The sequence below is a fragment of the Acidovorax sp. Root219 genome (assembly GCF_001428665.1).
Taxonomy (GTDB): Bacteria; Pseudomonadota; Gammaproteobacteria; order Burkholderiales; family Burkholderiaceae_C; genus Acidovorax.
This window is the reverse complement of sequence record NZ_LMIJ01000011.1, coordinates 571,408-583,996: the sequence shown is the minus strand read 5'-3', so window position 1 is coordinate 583,996 and position 12,589 is coordinate 571,408. Positions and strand designations below refer to the sequence as shown.

11 protein-coding genes and 1 riboswitch are annotated in these 12,589 nt (G+C 67.5%); of the genes, 8 read left to right on the top strand and 3 right to left on the bottom strand.

Annotated features, from left to right (window positions below; all coding sequences use genetic code 11):
- The first annotated feature begins 49 nt into the window (after nt 1-49).
- A complete protein-coding gene (locus tag ASE28_RS13475) occupies nt 50-3,112 on the top strand; it encodes an EAL domain-containing protein (RefSeq protein ID WP_057266949.1) in 3,063 nt (1,020 codons plus the stop codon).
- A gap of 9 nt (nt 3,113-3,121) precedes the next feature.
- Here ASE28_RS13475 and ASE28_RS13470 read toward each other — a convergent pair whose 3' ends face one another.
- On the bottom strand, nt 3,122-5,107 hold the full coding sequence (locus ASE28_RS13470) for a monovalent cation:proton antiporter-2 (CPA2) family protein (RefSeq protein ID WP_057200542.1): 1,986 nt from the start codon (nt 5,105-5,107) through the stop codon (nt 3,122-3,124).
- A 48-nt stretch (nt 5,108-5,155) separates the two neighbouring features.
- Between ASE28_RS13470 and ASE28_RS13465 the strand changes: the two genes are divergently transcribed.
- From ASE28_RS13465 to ASE28_RS13450, 4 genes are read left to right on the top strand one after another with little or no spacing between them, the layout of a single operon-like run.
- Nucleotides 5,156-6,157: an SIS domain-containing protein gene (locus ASE28_RS13465; protein WP_057266948.1), complete on the top strand. Its 1,002-nt coding sequence runs from the start codon at nt 5,156-5,158 to the stop codon at nt 6,155-6,157.
- 3 nt (nt 6,158-6,160) lie between these two features.
- Nucleotides 6,161-6,724 (top strand): HAD family hydrolase, encoded by a 564-nt coding sequence (locus ASE28_RS13460; RefSeq protein WP_057200540.1) that lies wholly within the window; start codon nt 6,161-6,163, stop codon nt 6,722-6,724.
- Between the two features lie 58 nt (nt 6,725-6,782).
- Nucleotides 6,783-7,409 (top strand): LPS export ABC transporter periplasmic protein LptC, encoded by a 627-nt coding sequence (gene lptC, locus ASE28_RS13455; RefSeq protein ID WP_057200539.1) that lies wholly within the window; start codon nt 6,783-6,785, stop codon nt 7,407-7,409.
- A 52-nt stretch (nt 7,410-7,461) separates the two neighbouring features.
- Nucleotides 7,462-8,250 (top strand): SDR family oxidoreductase, encoded by a 789-nt coding sequence (locus tag ASE28_RS13450; RefSeq protein ID WP_057200538.1) that lies wholly within the window; start codon nt 7,462-7,464, stop codon nt 8,248-8,250.
- A 135-nt stretch (nt 8,251-8,385) separates the two neighbouring features.
- Here the strand turns inward: ASE28_RS13450 and ASE28_RS13445 are convergent, their stop codons facing one another.
- Nucleotides 8,386-8,973 (bottom strand): RNA-binding protein, encoded by a 588-nt coding sequence (locus tag ASE28_RS13445; protein WP_057200537.1) that lies wholly within the window; start codon nt 8,971-8,973, stop codon nt 8,386-8,388.
- Between the two features lie 282 nt (nt 8,974-9,255).
- A complete protein-coding gene (locus tag ASE28_RS13440) occupies nt 9,256-9,657 on the bottom strand; it encodes an RNA-binding protein (RefSeq protein ID WP_057200811.1) in 402 nt (133 codons plus the stop codon).
- Nucleotides 9,658-9,901: 244 nt separating this feature from the next.
- Nucleotides 9,902-10,079: riboswitch (yybP-ykoY riboswitch) on the top strand.
- A 22-nt stretch (nt 10,080-10,101) separates the two neighbouring features.
- Here ASE28_RS13440 and ASE28_RS13435 point away from each other — a divergent pair.
- From ASE28_RS13435 to metW, 3 genes are all read left to right on the top strand, one after another.
- A complete protein-coding gene (locus tag ASE28_RS13435; protein ID WP_057200536.1) occupies nt 10,102-10,674 on the top strand; it encodes a TMEM165/GDT1 family protein in 573 nt (190 codons plus the stop codon).
- A gap of 140 nt (nt 10,675-10,814) precedes the next feature.
- Entirely contained in the window at nt 10,815-11,945 is a 1,131-nt protein-coding gene (locus ASE28_RS13430; protein WP_057266947.1) for a homoserine O-acetyltransferase, read from the top strand.
- Nucleotides 11,942-12,526, top strand: coding sequence for a methionine biosynthesis protein MetW (gene metW / locus ASE28_RS13425; RefSeq protein ID WP_057266946.1), 585 nt, complete (start codon nt 11,942-11,944; stop codon nt 12,524-12,526). Before ASE28_RS13430 ends, metW begins: the two co-directional genes overlap by 4 nt.
- Nucleotides 12,527-12,589 lie beyond the last annotated feature (63 nt).

The following is a 12,589-nucleotide window of genomic DNA, read 5'->3' as shown; positions in this document are numbered from 1 at the left end:
CCTGCGGTGTGCAGGCTGCCTCTCTCTGCCCTGAAAACCCAGATCGGCCATGCCCATCTCCGTCCTGTTGATCGAAGACGACCCGGAGCACGCACGGGCGCTCGTCGATGCATTGGTGGACCCCTGGCTGGGCTGGCGGGTCGAGGTGGCGCCCTCGCTGGCGCAGGCCCAGGCATGGCTGGAGAACCACACCCCGGACATCCTGCTGGTCTGCCAGCATTTCGAAGACGGATCGGCCTACGACGTGCTCGAACGCATGGGCCGCATCCCGGCCTTGATCATCGTCGACGCCGGGGCCGACGCCCAGGCGGCGCACGCAATGCGCCATGGCTTTGCCGACTTCACCATCCGCGACCCCGGCTGCAACTACCTGCTGGCCCTGCCGGCGCAGATCGAGGCCGTGCTCGAGCGCAGCAGCAGCGTGCGCGCTCGCCGCGCCGCCGAGGCCATGCTGGCACGCCAGCACCGGCTGCTGCAGGCGATCTCGCGCGCGCAGGCCGTGTTCATTGCCAGTTCGGCCCCGCGCGCTGCGTTCGATGCGCTGCTGCACGAGCTCATGGAGCTGACCGGGAGCCGGTTCGGGCTGGTCGGGCAGGTGCAGCGCACGGCCGAGGGCAAGCCCTTTCTGCGCATGCATTCCATGACCGACGTGGCGTGGGATGAGGCCACGCGCGCGCGCTACACCCGGGACGCGGAGGAGGGCCAGGTCTTCGACGACCTCGACTCCCTGCCCGGCCAGGCGATGCTGACCGAAAAGCCCGTGGTTATCAACGACGCAGCGGGCGACAGCCGCAGCGCCGGCATGCCGCCGGGGCACCCGCCCGTGGTCTCCTACCTGGGCCTGCCCATCCTGGCCTCGGGCGAGCTCGTCGCCGTGGTGGGTCTGGCCAACCGGCCAGAGGGCTACACCGCAGCCGACGTGCAGTTTTTGCAGCCGCTCTTGAGCACCGTGGGCCAGCTGGAACTGGCGCGGCGTGCCGAACTCGCGCGCCGGCAGGTGGAGCAGGAGCTGGCGCGCACCAGCGCGCTGCTGGCTGAAAAGACACGCGCGCTGCAGAGCACGCTGGCCAGCGTGTCGCAGGGCATCACCAACGTCGATGGCGAAGGCCGCATCCGCGTCTACAACCAGCGCTACCTGGAGCTCCTGAACCTGCCCGAGGAACTGCTCGCGGGCGAGCCCCGGGTGGAGGAGGTGGTGCGCTTCCAGACCGAGCGCGGGGACTTCGGCACCGGCTTCCAGCTGATCGAGTCCAAGGCCCGGGACTATGTGGGTGCCGAGTACGCCGCGCACGGGGGCAAGCTGACCATGCCGGAAAGCTACATCCGCCGCACGGTCGCGGGCCGCTTCATCGAGGTGCGCACGCGCCCGCTGGAAGGGGGCGGGCGCGTGCGCACCTTCACCGACGTGACCGACTACCTGGGCGCGCTGGAGGCCCTGCGCGAGAGTGAGGCCCGCTGGCGCAGCCTCACGCAGCTGTCCTCCGACTGGTACTGGGAGCAGGATGCCGAGTTCCGCTTCGTGCGCATCGAGGGCAGTCCGCAGAACAAGATGGACCTGCCCGACAGCCAGCTCTTCGGGCTCACGCGCTGGGAGCTGCCCAACACCTTTGCGGACGATGGACAGTGGCGCGCGCACCGCGAGCAGCTCGCACAGCGCCAGGTGTTCCGCAATTTCGAGATCCAGCGCATGTCGGCGCAAGGGGACCCCCTCTGGGTTTCCATCAGCGGCGAGCCCATTTTCGATGCCGAGGGCCAGTTCACCGGCTACCGCGGGCTGGCCCGTGACATCACGGAGCGCAAGCGCGCCGAGGCCGAGATCCAGCGCCTGGCGTTCTACGACGAACTGACCAAACTGCCCAACCGGCGCCTGCTGCTCGATCGGCTGGAGCGCGTGGCGACGGCCTGCGAGCGCGACGGCCAGCATGGCGCCCTGCTGTTCCTGGACCTGGACAACTTCAAGGGCATCAACGACACCATGGGCCACGAATGGGGCGACCGCCTGCTGGTGCAGGTGGGCATGCGCCTGCGTGCCAGCGTGCGCGCCACCGACACCGTGGCCCGCCTGGGGGGCGACGAATTCGTGGTGGTGCTGCAGGGCCTGAGCAGCGAGGAGACCGGCGCCGCCGTGGAATCGGAGGCCGTGGCCCAGAAGGTGCTGCAGGCCCTCAACGAACCCTACGACATGGACGGCAGCGAGCTGCACAGCACGCCCAGCATCGGCATTGCCCTGTTCAGCGACCGGCAGCAGCCCGTCAACGAACTGCTCAAGCGGGCCGACCTGGCGATGTACCAGGCCAAGGCCCAGGGGCGCAACACGCTGTGCTTCTTCGATCCCGCCATGCAGGCGGCGGCCACGGCACGCTCGGCGCTGGAGGGCGACATCCGCCAGGGCATACAGCGCAATGAGTTCTTGCTGCACTACCAGCCCGTGGTCAACGCCACCGGCCAGACCATGGGCGCCGAGGCCCTGGTGCGCTGGCAGCACCCGCAACGCGGCATGGTGCCGCCGGGCCAGTTCATTCCACTGGCCGAGCAGACCGGCCTGATCCTGCCCTTGGGCCAGCGCGTGCTGCACCTGGCCTGCGAGCAATTGGCCCGCTGGAACCGGGAGCCGGCCACCCAGGCCTGGACCGTGGCGGTGAATGTCAGCGCGCAGGAGTTTCGCCACACCGAATTCGTGCCCCAGGTGCTGCAGGCGCTGTACACCACGGGCGCCGACCCCGGGCGGCTCAAGCTGGAGCTGACCGAAAGCCTGCTGCTATCGGACGTAGAGGAGAGCATCGTCAAGATGCAGGTGCTGCGCAACCTGGGCGTGGGCTTCTCGCTCGATGATTTCGGTACCGGCTACTCGTCGCTCTCCTACCTCAAGCGGCTGCCGCTGGACCAGCTCAAGATCGACCAGAGCTTCGTGCGCGACGTGCTCACCGACCCCAACGATGCCGCCATCGCCTGCACCATCGTGGCGCTGGCGCACAGCCTCGGCCTGGACGTGGTGGCCGAAGGGGTGGAAACCGAAGGCCAGCACGACTTTCTGCTGCGCAACGGCTGCCAGCAGTTCCAGGGCTATCTCTTTGGGCGGCCCGGCCCCGCAGAAGCGCTGCAGCCCGGCTGACCCGGCCTGTCAGCCTTTGAGCAACCTGGCTTCGGCCAGGCTCAACGCTGCGGGGTGGCCCGACAGCACCAGCGTGTCGCCCTCGGCCAGCGCCGCATCGTCCGCCGCAGCACTCACATGGCCGTTGGCACGGCGCAGGTTGACCACGCGCACGCCCATGGCCGGCAGGGCCAACTCGCCCAGCGCCTGGCCTAGGGTCTTGGAGCCCGAAGGCAGGGTGACGGTGGCCAGGCGCTCCTGGTCGCGCTCGTTGACGGTGTCGTCGTCGGCCCCGTGGAAGTAGCCGCGCAGCAGGTTGTAGCGTGCATCGCGCTGGTCCTGCACCAGGCGCAGCACGCGGCGCATGGGCACGCCGACCAGGGCCAGCGCGTGGCTGGCGAGCATCAGCGAGCCTTCGATGGCCTCGGGCACGACCTCGGTCGCACCGGCATCCCGCAGTTTGTCCAGGTGCAGGTCGTCCTGGGTACGCACCACCACCGGCACCTGCGGCGCATGGGAGCGGGTGTTGGCCAGCACCTTGAGCGCGGCCGGCACGTCGATGTAGGTCACGGCCACGGCGCTGGCGCGCACCAGGCCAGCGGCCATGAGCGCCTGCAGGCGCGTGGCATCGCCGTAGACCACCGAGTCGCCAGCGGCGGCGGCCTGGCGCACCCGGTCCGGGTCCAGGTCGAGCGCCATGTAGGGGATTCCTTCGTGCTCCAGCATGCGCGCCAGGTTCTGGCCCGAACGGCCATAGCCGCAGATGATCACGTGCTTGCTCGAATTGATGGACTTGCGCGCAATGCTCGTCATCTGCAGCGATTGCTGCAGCCAGTCGCTGGCCACCAGCTTCATCACGATGCGGTTGGCGTACATGATGAGGAAGGGCGTGGCCAGCATGGACAGCACCATGGCCGCGAGGATGGGGTTCATGAGCGCGGGCTGCACCAGGTTGTTGTTCTGGGCCAGCGACAGCAGCACGAAGCCGAATTCGCCGGCCTGCGCCAGGTACAGCCCGGTGCGCAGCGAGACCCCCGTGGTCGCCCCCATGCCCCGCGCCAGCACCAGGATGACCACCAGCTTGAGCGTGATCGGCACCACCAGAAGCGCCAGCACCAGGCCCCAGCGGTCCACCAGGATGTGCCAGTCCAGCATCATGCCGATGGTGATGAAGAACAGCCCCAGCAGCACGTCGTGGAAGGGGCGGATGTCGGTGCCCACCTGGTGGCTGTACTCGGTCTCCGACACCAGCACGCCGGCGATGAAGGCCCCGAGCGCCAGGCTCAGGCCGGCCTCTTCGGTCAGCCAGGCCAGGCCCAGCGTGATCAGCAGCAGGTTGAGCATGAACAGCTCTTCGCTCTTGCGGCGCGCCACCAGAGTCAGCCACCAGCGCATCACGCGCTGCCCGCCGGTGAGCAGCAGGCCCACCAACACCGTGGCCTTGAGCAGGGCCCAGGCCAGGGCCACCAGCAGCTTGTCGGGCGAGGAGCCCAGCGCCGGGATCAGCACCAGCAGCGGCACCACGGCCAGATCCTGGAACAGCAGGATGCCCATGACATTGCGGCCATGCTCACTTTCGAGCTCGGCGCGCTCGGCCATCAGCTTGACCACGATGGCGGTGCTGCTCATGGCCATCACGCCCGACAGGGCCAGTGCCGTCTGCCAGCCCATCTCCCAGATCCCGCCCACCAGCAGCGAAAGGACCAGCGAGCCCCCGCCCGCCAGCGTCATGGTCACCACCACCTGCATGAGCCCCAGGCCGAACACCTGGCGGCGCATGGCGCGCAGCTTGGGCAGGCTGAACTCCAGACCGATGGCGAACATCAGGAACACCACGCCGAACTCGCCCAGGTGCCGCACCCCTTCGGAGTTCTGGGCCAGCGCCAGCGCATGGGGACCGATCAGCACGCCTGCGGCCAGGTAGCCCAGCATGGGCGGCAGTTTCAGGCTGCGGCAGACCACCACGCCCAGCACCGCGGCCAGAAGGTAGAGCAGGGTGAGGGCGAGTGAGGACATAGGCTGATGCTATCCGAGCCCGGGCAGGCCGGTCGATAGAATCGTGGGATGACGCCAGTTGCCCCCGTGCTCCCCCCCTTCGATGCCGAACAGGCCCTGCGCCTGGCCCGCGAGACCTTCGACATCGAAGCCGCCGCCCTGAACGCGCTGGCCTCCCGCGTGGATGCGCGCTTTGCACAGGCGGTGCAGATGGCACTCTCGATCCGCGGCCGCGTGGTGGTGATGGGCATGGGCAAGAGCGGCCATGTGGGCCGCAAGATCGCCGCCACCCTGGCCTCCACCGGCACCCCGGCGTTTTTCGTGCACCCGGGCGAAGCCAGCCATGGCGACCTGGGCATGGTGACCGAGCACGACATGGTGCTGGCCATCTCCAACAGCGGCGAAAGCGGCGAGCTCACGGCCATCCTGCCGGTGCTCAAGCGCCTGGGGGTTCCGCTGCTGGCCCTGACCGGGGGCCCGGACTCCACCCTGGCGCGCCATGCCGACCTGGTGCTCGACTGCAGCGTGGACCGCGAGGCCTGCCCGCTGAACCTGGCCCCCACTGCCAGCACCACGGCCCAGCTGGCCATGGGCGACGCGCTGGCCGTGGCCCTGCTCGATGCACGGGGCTTCAGGCCCGAGGATTTCGCGCGCTCGCACCCCGGCGGTGCGCTGGGCCGCAAGCTGCTGACCCATGTGAGCGACGTCATGCGCTCGGGCAGCGACGTGCCGCGCGTGGCACCCGAGGCCTCGTTCAGCGAGCTGATGCGCGAGATGAGCGCCAAGGGCCTGGGCGCATCGGCCATCGTCGACCCTGCCGGCCAGATCCTGGGCATCTTCACCGACGGCGACCTGCGCCGGCGCATCGAGGCCGGTGCCGACCTGCGCGCCGCCAGCGCCGCCGAGGTCATGCACCCATCGCCCCGGCGTATTGCCCCCGATGCCCTGGCCGTGGACGCCGCCGAGCTCATGGAGGCCCATGGCATCACCAGCGTGCTGGTGGTGGATGCCGCCGGTGCGCTCGTCGGCGTGGTGCACATCGGCGACCTGATGCGCGCCAAGGTGATCTGAGCCATGGCGACCCCTCTTTCCGTACAGCCGGCCCTGAACTTCGCACCCGAGCTGCTACTGCGCGCCCAAGGCGTGCGGGTGGCGTTTTTCGACGTGGACGGCGTGCTCACCGACGGCAGCCTGCTGTTCACCGACGCCGGTGAAACCATCAAGCGCTTCAACACCCTGGACGGCCACGGCCTCAAGCTGTTGCAGAAGGCGGGCATCACCCCCGCCGTGATCACCGGGCGCGACTCGGCCCCGCTGCGCGTGCGCCTCAAGGCCCTGGGTGTGGAGCATGCGGTCTTTGGTACCGAGGACAAGCGCCCTGCGGCCGAGGACATCCTGGCCCGCCTGGGCCTGTCCTGGGCGCAGGCCGCCGCCATAGGCGACGACTGGCCCGACCTGCCGGTGATGCGCCGCAGCGCCCTGGCCTGCGCACCGGCCAACGCCCAGGCCGAGGTGCGGCAGAACGCCCACTACATCACTGCTGCGCGCGGTGGCGATGGCGCTGCACGCGAGTTCTGCGATCTGCTGCTCGTGGCCACGGGACACTACGCCCGCCTGCTGGCAGACTACACGGCATGACGACTTCTCCCATGCACCTTTGCACCACCACGCCAGCCCCACAGGCAGGAGGCCGCCCATGAGCCGCCGCCGCATGCTCCAGCAAAGCTGGGAGCGCATCACCCTGTACCTGCCGGTGCTGATCATGGGCCTGATGGCCCTGGGCACCTGGTGGCTGGTGCGCAATGCCCCCATGCCCCTGGCCCCGGCCGCCGAGAAGGCCCGGAGCAACCAGCCCGACTATTCGATGAAGGCCTTTTCGGTGAAGAGCTTCGATGCCAAGGGCCGACTGCAAAGCGAGGTGCAGGGCGACCTTGCACGCCACTTCCCGGACACGGACACCCTGGAGATCGACCTGGCGCGCATGCGCTCGGTGGCCATCGACGGGCGCCTGACCCTGGCCACGGCCAACCGGGCCCTGAGCAATGCCGATGGCAGCGAAGTGCAGCTGTTCGGCAACGCCATCGTCACGCGCGAGCCGTTGCCCGCCCGCCCCGGTGTGGCCGCCCAGCCGCGCATGGAGTTCCGCAGCGAGTTCCTGCACGCCTTCACCCAGACCGAGCGCGTGCGCTCGGACAAGCCGGTGGTCCTGACCCGGGGCAACGACCGCTTCACGGCCGATGGCATGGACTACGACAACCTGGACCAGGTGCTGCAGCTGCACGGCCGGGTCAAGGGCCTGCTCATGCCCGGCGCCGCCAAGTAACCCGCTGTAGGCGCCGCCATCAGGCGCATCCCACCCCACCACCAAAGCCCCCATGACCCTGCAGCAGCAACCACTACTGGCCTTCATCACCGGCGCCTCCAGCGGCATCGGCCAGGCCCTGGCCCTGCGCTTTCACCAGGCGGGCTACCGCCTGGCCTTGGTGGCGCGCCGCACCGAGGAGGTCAAGGCCTGGGCGATCGCGCAAGGCATCGACCCTGCAGACTATGAGATCTACAGCGCCGACGTCTCGGTGGTGGACAGCATCGTCGCCGCCGGGCGCGACTGCCTTGTGCGCCAGGGCACGCCCGACGTGGTGATCGCCAATGCCGGCATCAGCGTGGGCATGGACACGGCGGTGCGTGGCGACATCGACGTCATGGCCCGCACCTTTGCCACCAACAACATTGGCATGGCCGCCACCTTCCACCCCTTCGTCGATGCCATGGTGCAGCGCAAGAGCGGCACCTTCGTGGGCATCGGCAGCGTGGCCGGCATCCGCGGACTGCCCGGGCATGGCGCCTACTGCGGCAGCAAGGCGGCGGTGATCAGCTACTGCGAGAGCCTGCGCGGCGAGATGCGGCCCCATGGCGTGCGCGTGGTCACCATCTCGCCGGGCTACATCGACACGCCGCTGACCCAGCACAACCGCTATGGCATGCCCTTCCTCATGAAGGCCGGGGATTTTGCCGAGCGGGCATTCCGGGCCATCACTGCAGGCGCCACCTACCGCGTGATCCCCTGGCAGATGGGGGTGGTCGCCAAACTCATGCGCCTGCTGCCCAACGTGGTGTTCGACAAGGCACTGGCGGGGCGGCCGCGCAAGCGCAGAATGGACGAGTAGCCCCCTGAGTCGCTTCCCGCCGTCCCCCAGCGCGGCGGGGCGGCCCTTGCCATGAAGCATGAAAGGCACTTCCTTCGCAGGCTTCAGACGTGAAAAAAGCCCCCGAAGGGGCTTTGTTGCTGGGGAGCATGGGGCTCAGTAGCCGCCGTTGCCGCCACCGCCGTAACCGCCGCCACCACCACTGCGGCCACCGCCGCCACCGCCGTTGCGCGAACCGGAGCCGTAGGGGCTGCGAAAGCCGCCTTCGCTGCGGCCACCACCACCGTAGCCGCCACCGCCGCCGCCATCACCGCGACCGCCGCCATAGCCACCACCGCCGCCACCTTCACGGCCACCGCCGCCGTAGCCACCGCCACCGCCTTCACGGCCGCCGCCACCACCGTAGCCGCCACCGCCGCCGCTGCGGCCACCACCACCACCGCCGCCATAACCGCCACCACCGCCGCCGAAACCACCGCTGCGCGGTGGGCGGGGCTCCATCGGACGTGCTTCATTCACCACGATGCTGCGGCCACCCAGGGGCTGGCCGTTCATGCCGTTGATGGCGGCCTGGGCTTCGGGGTCACTGCCCATTTCAACAAATCCGAAACCCTTGGAGCGGCCCGTGTCACGCTCCATCATCACTTTGGCACTGGTCACTGCGCCAAATTGGCCAAAGGCCTGCTCCAGATCGCTGTCACGTACCGAGTACGGCAAATTGCCAACGTACAGTTTGTTGCCCATCGAGGGACTCCTCAAAAACACATGGATAAAGCGATGGAGTCCCGATACCGCAGCCAGCTAATCTCAATGACGCTCTCAGCGCGAAACTGACGGATCACCGCAAACTTGAGACGGGCAAAAGCCCGCCAACCCATTATGCGCCACAAATTTCCCAAAAAAGCAAGCTGCATGACAGCCCCGGGCCCGGTGTGGTGACAATGCCGCAGGCATGAAAAAAGGAGCCCGAAGGCTCCTTGTTTTTGTCGTCAGCAGGCAAAGCCTGCCGGGACGGGTGTGCGCTGCTTAGTAGCTGCTACGGCCACCGCCGTAACCACCACCGCCGCCGCCACCGCTACGGCCGCCACCGCCGCCGCCGTAACCGCCGCCGCCGCCACCACCGTAGCCGCCGCCACCACCACCGCCGCCACCGAAGCCACCGCTACGGGGAGCGCGGGGCTCCATGGGGCGGGCTTCGTTGACCACGAGGTCACGGCCACCGAAGTTGGTGCCATGCACGCCTTGGATGGCGGCTTGTGCTTCGGCATCGCTGCCCATTTCGACAAAGCCGAAACCCTTGGAACGACCGGTGTCGCGCTCCATCATGACCTTGGCGCTGCCAACCGAGCCGTACTGGCTGAAGGTTTGCTGCAGGTCTTCGTCGCGGAAGCTGTAGGGCAGGTTGCCCACGTAAAGTTTGTTGCCCATGAAGGACTCCTGAAAAAACATGAAAACGCGATGGAGCCCGACGCAATCAACAAACCTGTGACGACTTCAAAGACGCGAAACTGACCATTCACCGCTAACCTAACTGCCTTGCTGCTAAGCAGAAAAGCGAAGTCATTATTAATCACTTTTGTCGCTTGTGGGGTTTTATTTCAGCAAACGCTCCGAAGGCCTGCTTTTTATCCACCGGGGGTGGGCAGGGTTTCACCTTAGATTCGTATACAATCACAGCGTCTTTGGGGAGTAGCCCGCCCGGTCGCAACATGCGCCGGGGGCATGCGTCAACATACTTGGGTTCCTTGAAACCTATGGTGCATGCGGTTCTTGAGCTGGGCGAGACCATTGACTGCATGCCGATCCAATGGCCGGAGTCGGGGTGCAGTCAATGTGCGTCTCATAACAATCCGGCCGGATTGACCCCACCCCATGGAAGCCTTCTTCGTTTCGACCGCCATCGTCGCCCTTGCCGAGATGGGCGACAAGACCCAACTGCTGGCACTGGTACTCGCTGCCCGTTTCCGCAAACCCTGGCCCATCGTCCTCGGAATTCTGGTCGCCACGCTGGCCAACCACGGCCTGGCCGGCGCGTTGGGCGCCTGGGTCACCACCATGCTGGGACCGCAGATGCTGCGCTGGATCCTGGGCGCATCCTTCATCGCCATGGCCATCTGGATGCTGATCCCCGACAAGCTCGACGAGGAAGAGACCGGTGGCACCCCGCGCTGGGGCGTCTTCGGCACCACGCTGATCGCCTTCTTCCTGGCCGAGATGGGTGACAAGACCCAGATCGCCACCGTGATGCTCGCCGCCCAGTACAACGCCTACCTGTGGGTGGTGATGGGCACCACGCTCGGCATGATGCTGGCCAATGCCCCCGTGGTGTGGCTGGGCGAGCGCATCACACGGCGCGTGCCGATCCGTGCGGTGCACCTGGTGTCCGCAGGCATCTTCCTGGTCCTGGGCGGCATCGCGCTGTTCGCGCCCTTGGCCTCTTCCTGAGGGAGTGCGGCCGGCGCCCGGCTTTGGTATAGTTGTCCTCGCGCCGATTTGCCATAGCTTGCGGGCGCTTTATAAATTCTGCTAAAGACCCGACCGACACCCAAACCCCGGCCTCGTTTTTAGCGATGCCGGGTTTTTTTATGTCGTTCATTGCCACACCCCAGTCCATGCGTTTCGAGGAGGTGCTGCCGCTGCAGAGCGGTGCATCCATCCGCGACTACGTGCTGGCCTACGAAACCTACGGCACGCTCAACGCCGAGCGCTCCAACGCCGTGCTGGTCTGCCATGCCCTGAATGCCTCGCACCATGTGGCCGGCGTCTATGAAGGCCAGCCGCGCAGCGAGGGCTGGTGGGACAACATGATCGGCCCGGGCAAGCCGGTGGACACCAACCGCTTCTTCGTGATCGGCGTGAACAACCTGGGTTCGTGCTTCGGCTCCACCGGCCCCATGCACACTCACCCGGACACGGGCGAGGTCTATGGCGCCGATTTCCCGGTGGTGACGGTGGAGGACTGGGTCAACGCCCAAGCCCGCCTGCTCGACCGCCTGGGCATCACCCAATTGGCCGCCGTGCTCGGCGGCAGCCTGGGCGGCATGCAGGCCCTGGGCTGGACGCTGCAGTACCCCGAGCGCATGCGCCATGCGGTGGTGGTGGCCAGCGCACCCAACCTTACGGCAGAGAACATCGCCTTCAACGAAGTGGCGCGCCGCGCCATCGTTACCGACCCGGACTTCCACGGCGGCCACTTCTACCGCCACGGCGTGATCCCGCAGCGCGGCCTGCGCATCGCGCGCATGATCGGCCACATCACCTACCTCAGCGACGACGTGATGAACGAGAAGTTCGGGCGCCAGCTGCGCGAGGGCCTCACGCCCAAATACAGTACCCAGGACATCGAGTTCCAGATCGAGAGCTACCTGCGCTACCAAGGCGACAAGTTCAGCGAGTATTTCGACGCCAACACCTACCTGCTGATCACCCGCGCGCTAGACTATTTCGACCCGGCGCTGCAGTACGGCGGCAGCCTCACGCAGGCGCTGGCCCGCGCAACGGCGAAGTTTTTGCTCATCAGCTTCACCACCGACTGGCGTTTTTCGCCCCAGCGCAGCCGCGAGATCGTCAAGGCCCTGCTCGACAACCGCCGCCGCGTGAGCTACGCCGAGATCGACGCGCCGCACGGGCACGACGCCTTCCTGCTCGACGACCCGCGCTACATGGACACCATGCGCTCGTATTTCGACGCCATTGCCAAGGAGCACCACGCATGACCGAGAAAGCCACCATGCAGGCGCTGGCGCGCCTGGTACCCGCAGGTTCGCGCGTGCTCGACCTGGGCTGCGGCGATGGTGCCATGCTGTCCTACCTGCAGCGCGAGCGCGGCTGCAGCGGCTACGGCATCGAGATCGCCGACGCCAACGTGCTGGCCTGCGTGCGCCGCGGGGTGGACGTGATCCAGCTCAACCTGGACGAGGGCCTGGCCATGTTCGGCGACAACAGCTTCGACGTGGTGCTGCAGATCGACACGCTGCAGCACCTGCGCAACGCCGAGGTGATGCTGCGCGAGACGGCGCGCGTGGGCCGCACCGGCATCGTCGCCTTCCCCAATTTCGCGCACTGGCCCAACCGCCTGTCCATCTTGCGCGGGCGCATGCCGGTCACGCGGCGCCTGCCCTACCAGTGGTACGACACGCCCAACATCCGCGTGGGCACCTACAAGGATTTCGAGGTGCTGGCGCACAAGAACGAGTTGCGCGTGCTCGAATCCTTCGGGCTGCAGGATGGGCGCGAGGTGCGCGTGCTGCCCAACGTGATGGCGGGCACGGCGGTGTTCCACTTCGAGCACGCCTGAGAACCTGGTCCAAGCCCGCACCGGGCGGGGCGCCATGCGCGCGTCACGCAAGGGGTTTATGGT

Coding starts and splice junctions, on each gene's coding strand:
- ASE28_RS13460 (WP_057200540.1), top strand. CDS start 6,161: ATGGCGACCCCTCTTTCCGTACAGCCGGCCCTGAACTTCGCACCCGAG.
- ASE28_RS13430 (WP_057266947.1), top strand. CDS start 10,815: ATGTCGTTCATTGCCACACCCCAGTCCATGCGTTTCGAGGAGGTGCTG.
- ASE28_RS13435 (WP_057200536.1), top strand. CDS start 10,102: ATGGAAGCCTTCTTCGTTTCGACCGCCATCGTCGCCCTTGCCGAGATG.
- ASE28_RS13450 (WP_057200538.1), top strand. CDS start 7,462: ATGACCCTGCAGCAGCAACCACTACTGGCCTTCATCACCGGCGCCTCC.
- ASE28_RS13445 (WP_057200537.1), bottom strand. CDS start 8,973: ATGGGCAACAAACTGTACGTTGGCAATTTGCCGTACTCGGTACGTGAC.
- ASE28_RS13470 (WP_057200542.1), bottom strand. CDS start 5,107: ATGTCCTCACTCGCCCTCACCCTGCTCTACCTTCTGGCCGCGGTGCTG.
- ASE28_RS13475 (WP_057266949.1), top strand. CDS start 50: ATGCCCATCTCCGTCCTGTTGATCGAAGACGACCCGGAGCACGCACGG.
- metW (WP_057266946.1), top strand. CDS start 11,942: ATGACCGAGAAAGCCACCATGCAGGCGCTGGCGCGCCTGGTACCCGCA.
- lptC (WP_057200539.1), top strand. CDS start 6,783: ATGAGCCGCCGCCGCATGCTCCAGCAAAGCTGGGAGCGCATCACCCTG.
- ASE28_RS13465 (WP_057266948.1), top strand. CDS start 5,156: ATGACGCCAGTTGCCCCCGTGCTCCCCCCCTTCGATGCCGAACAGGCC.
- ASE28_RS13440 (WP_057200811.1), bottom strand. CDS start 9,657: ATGGGCAACAAACTTTACGTGGGCAACCTGCCCTACAGCTTCCGCGAC.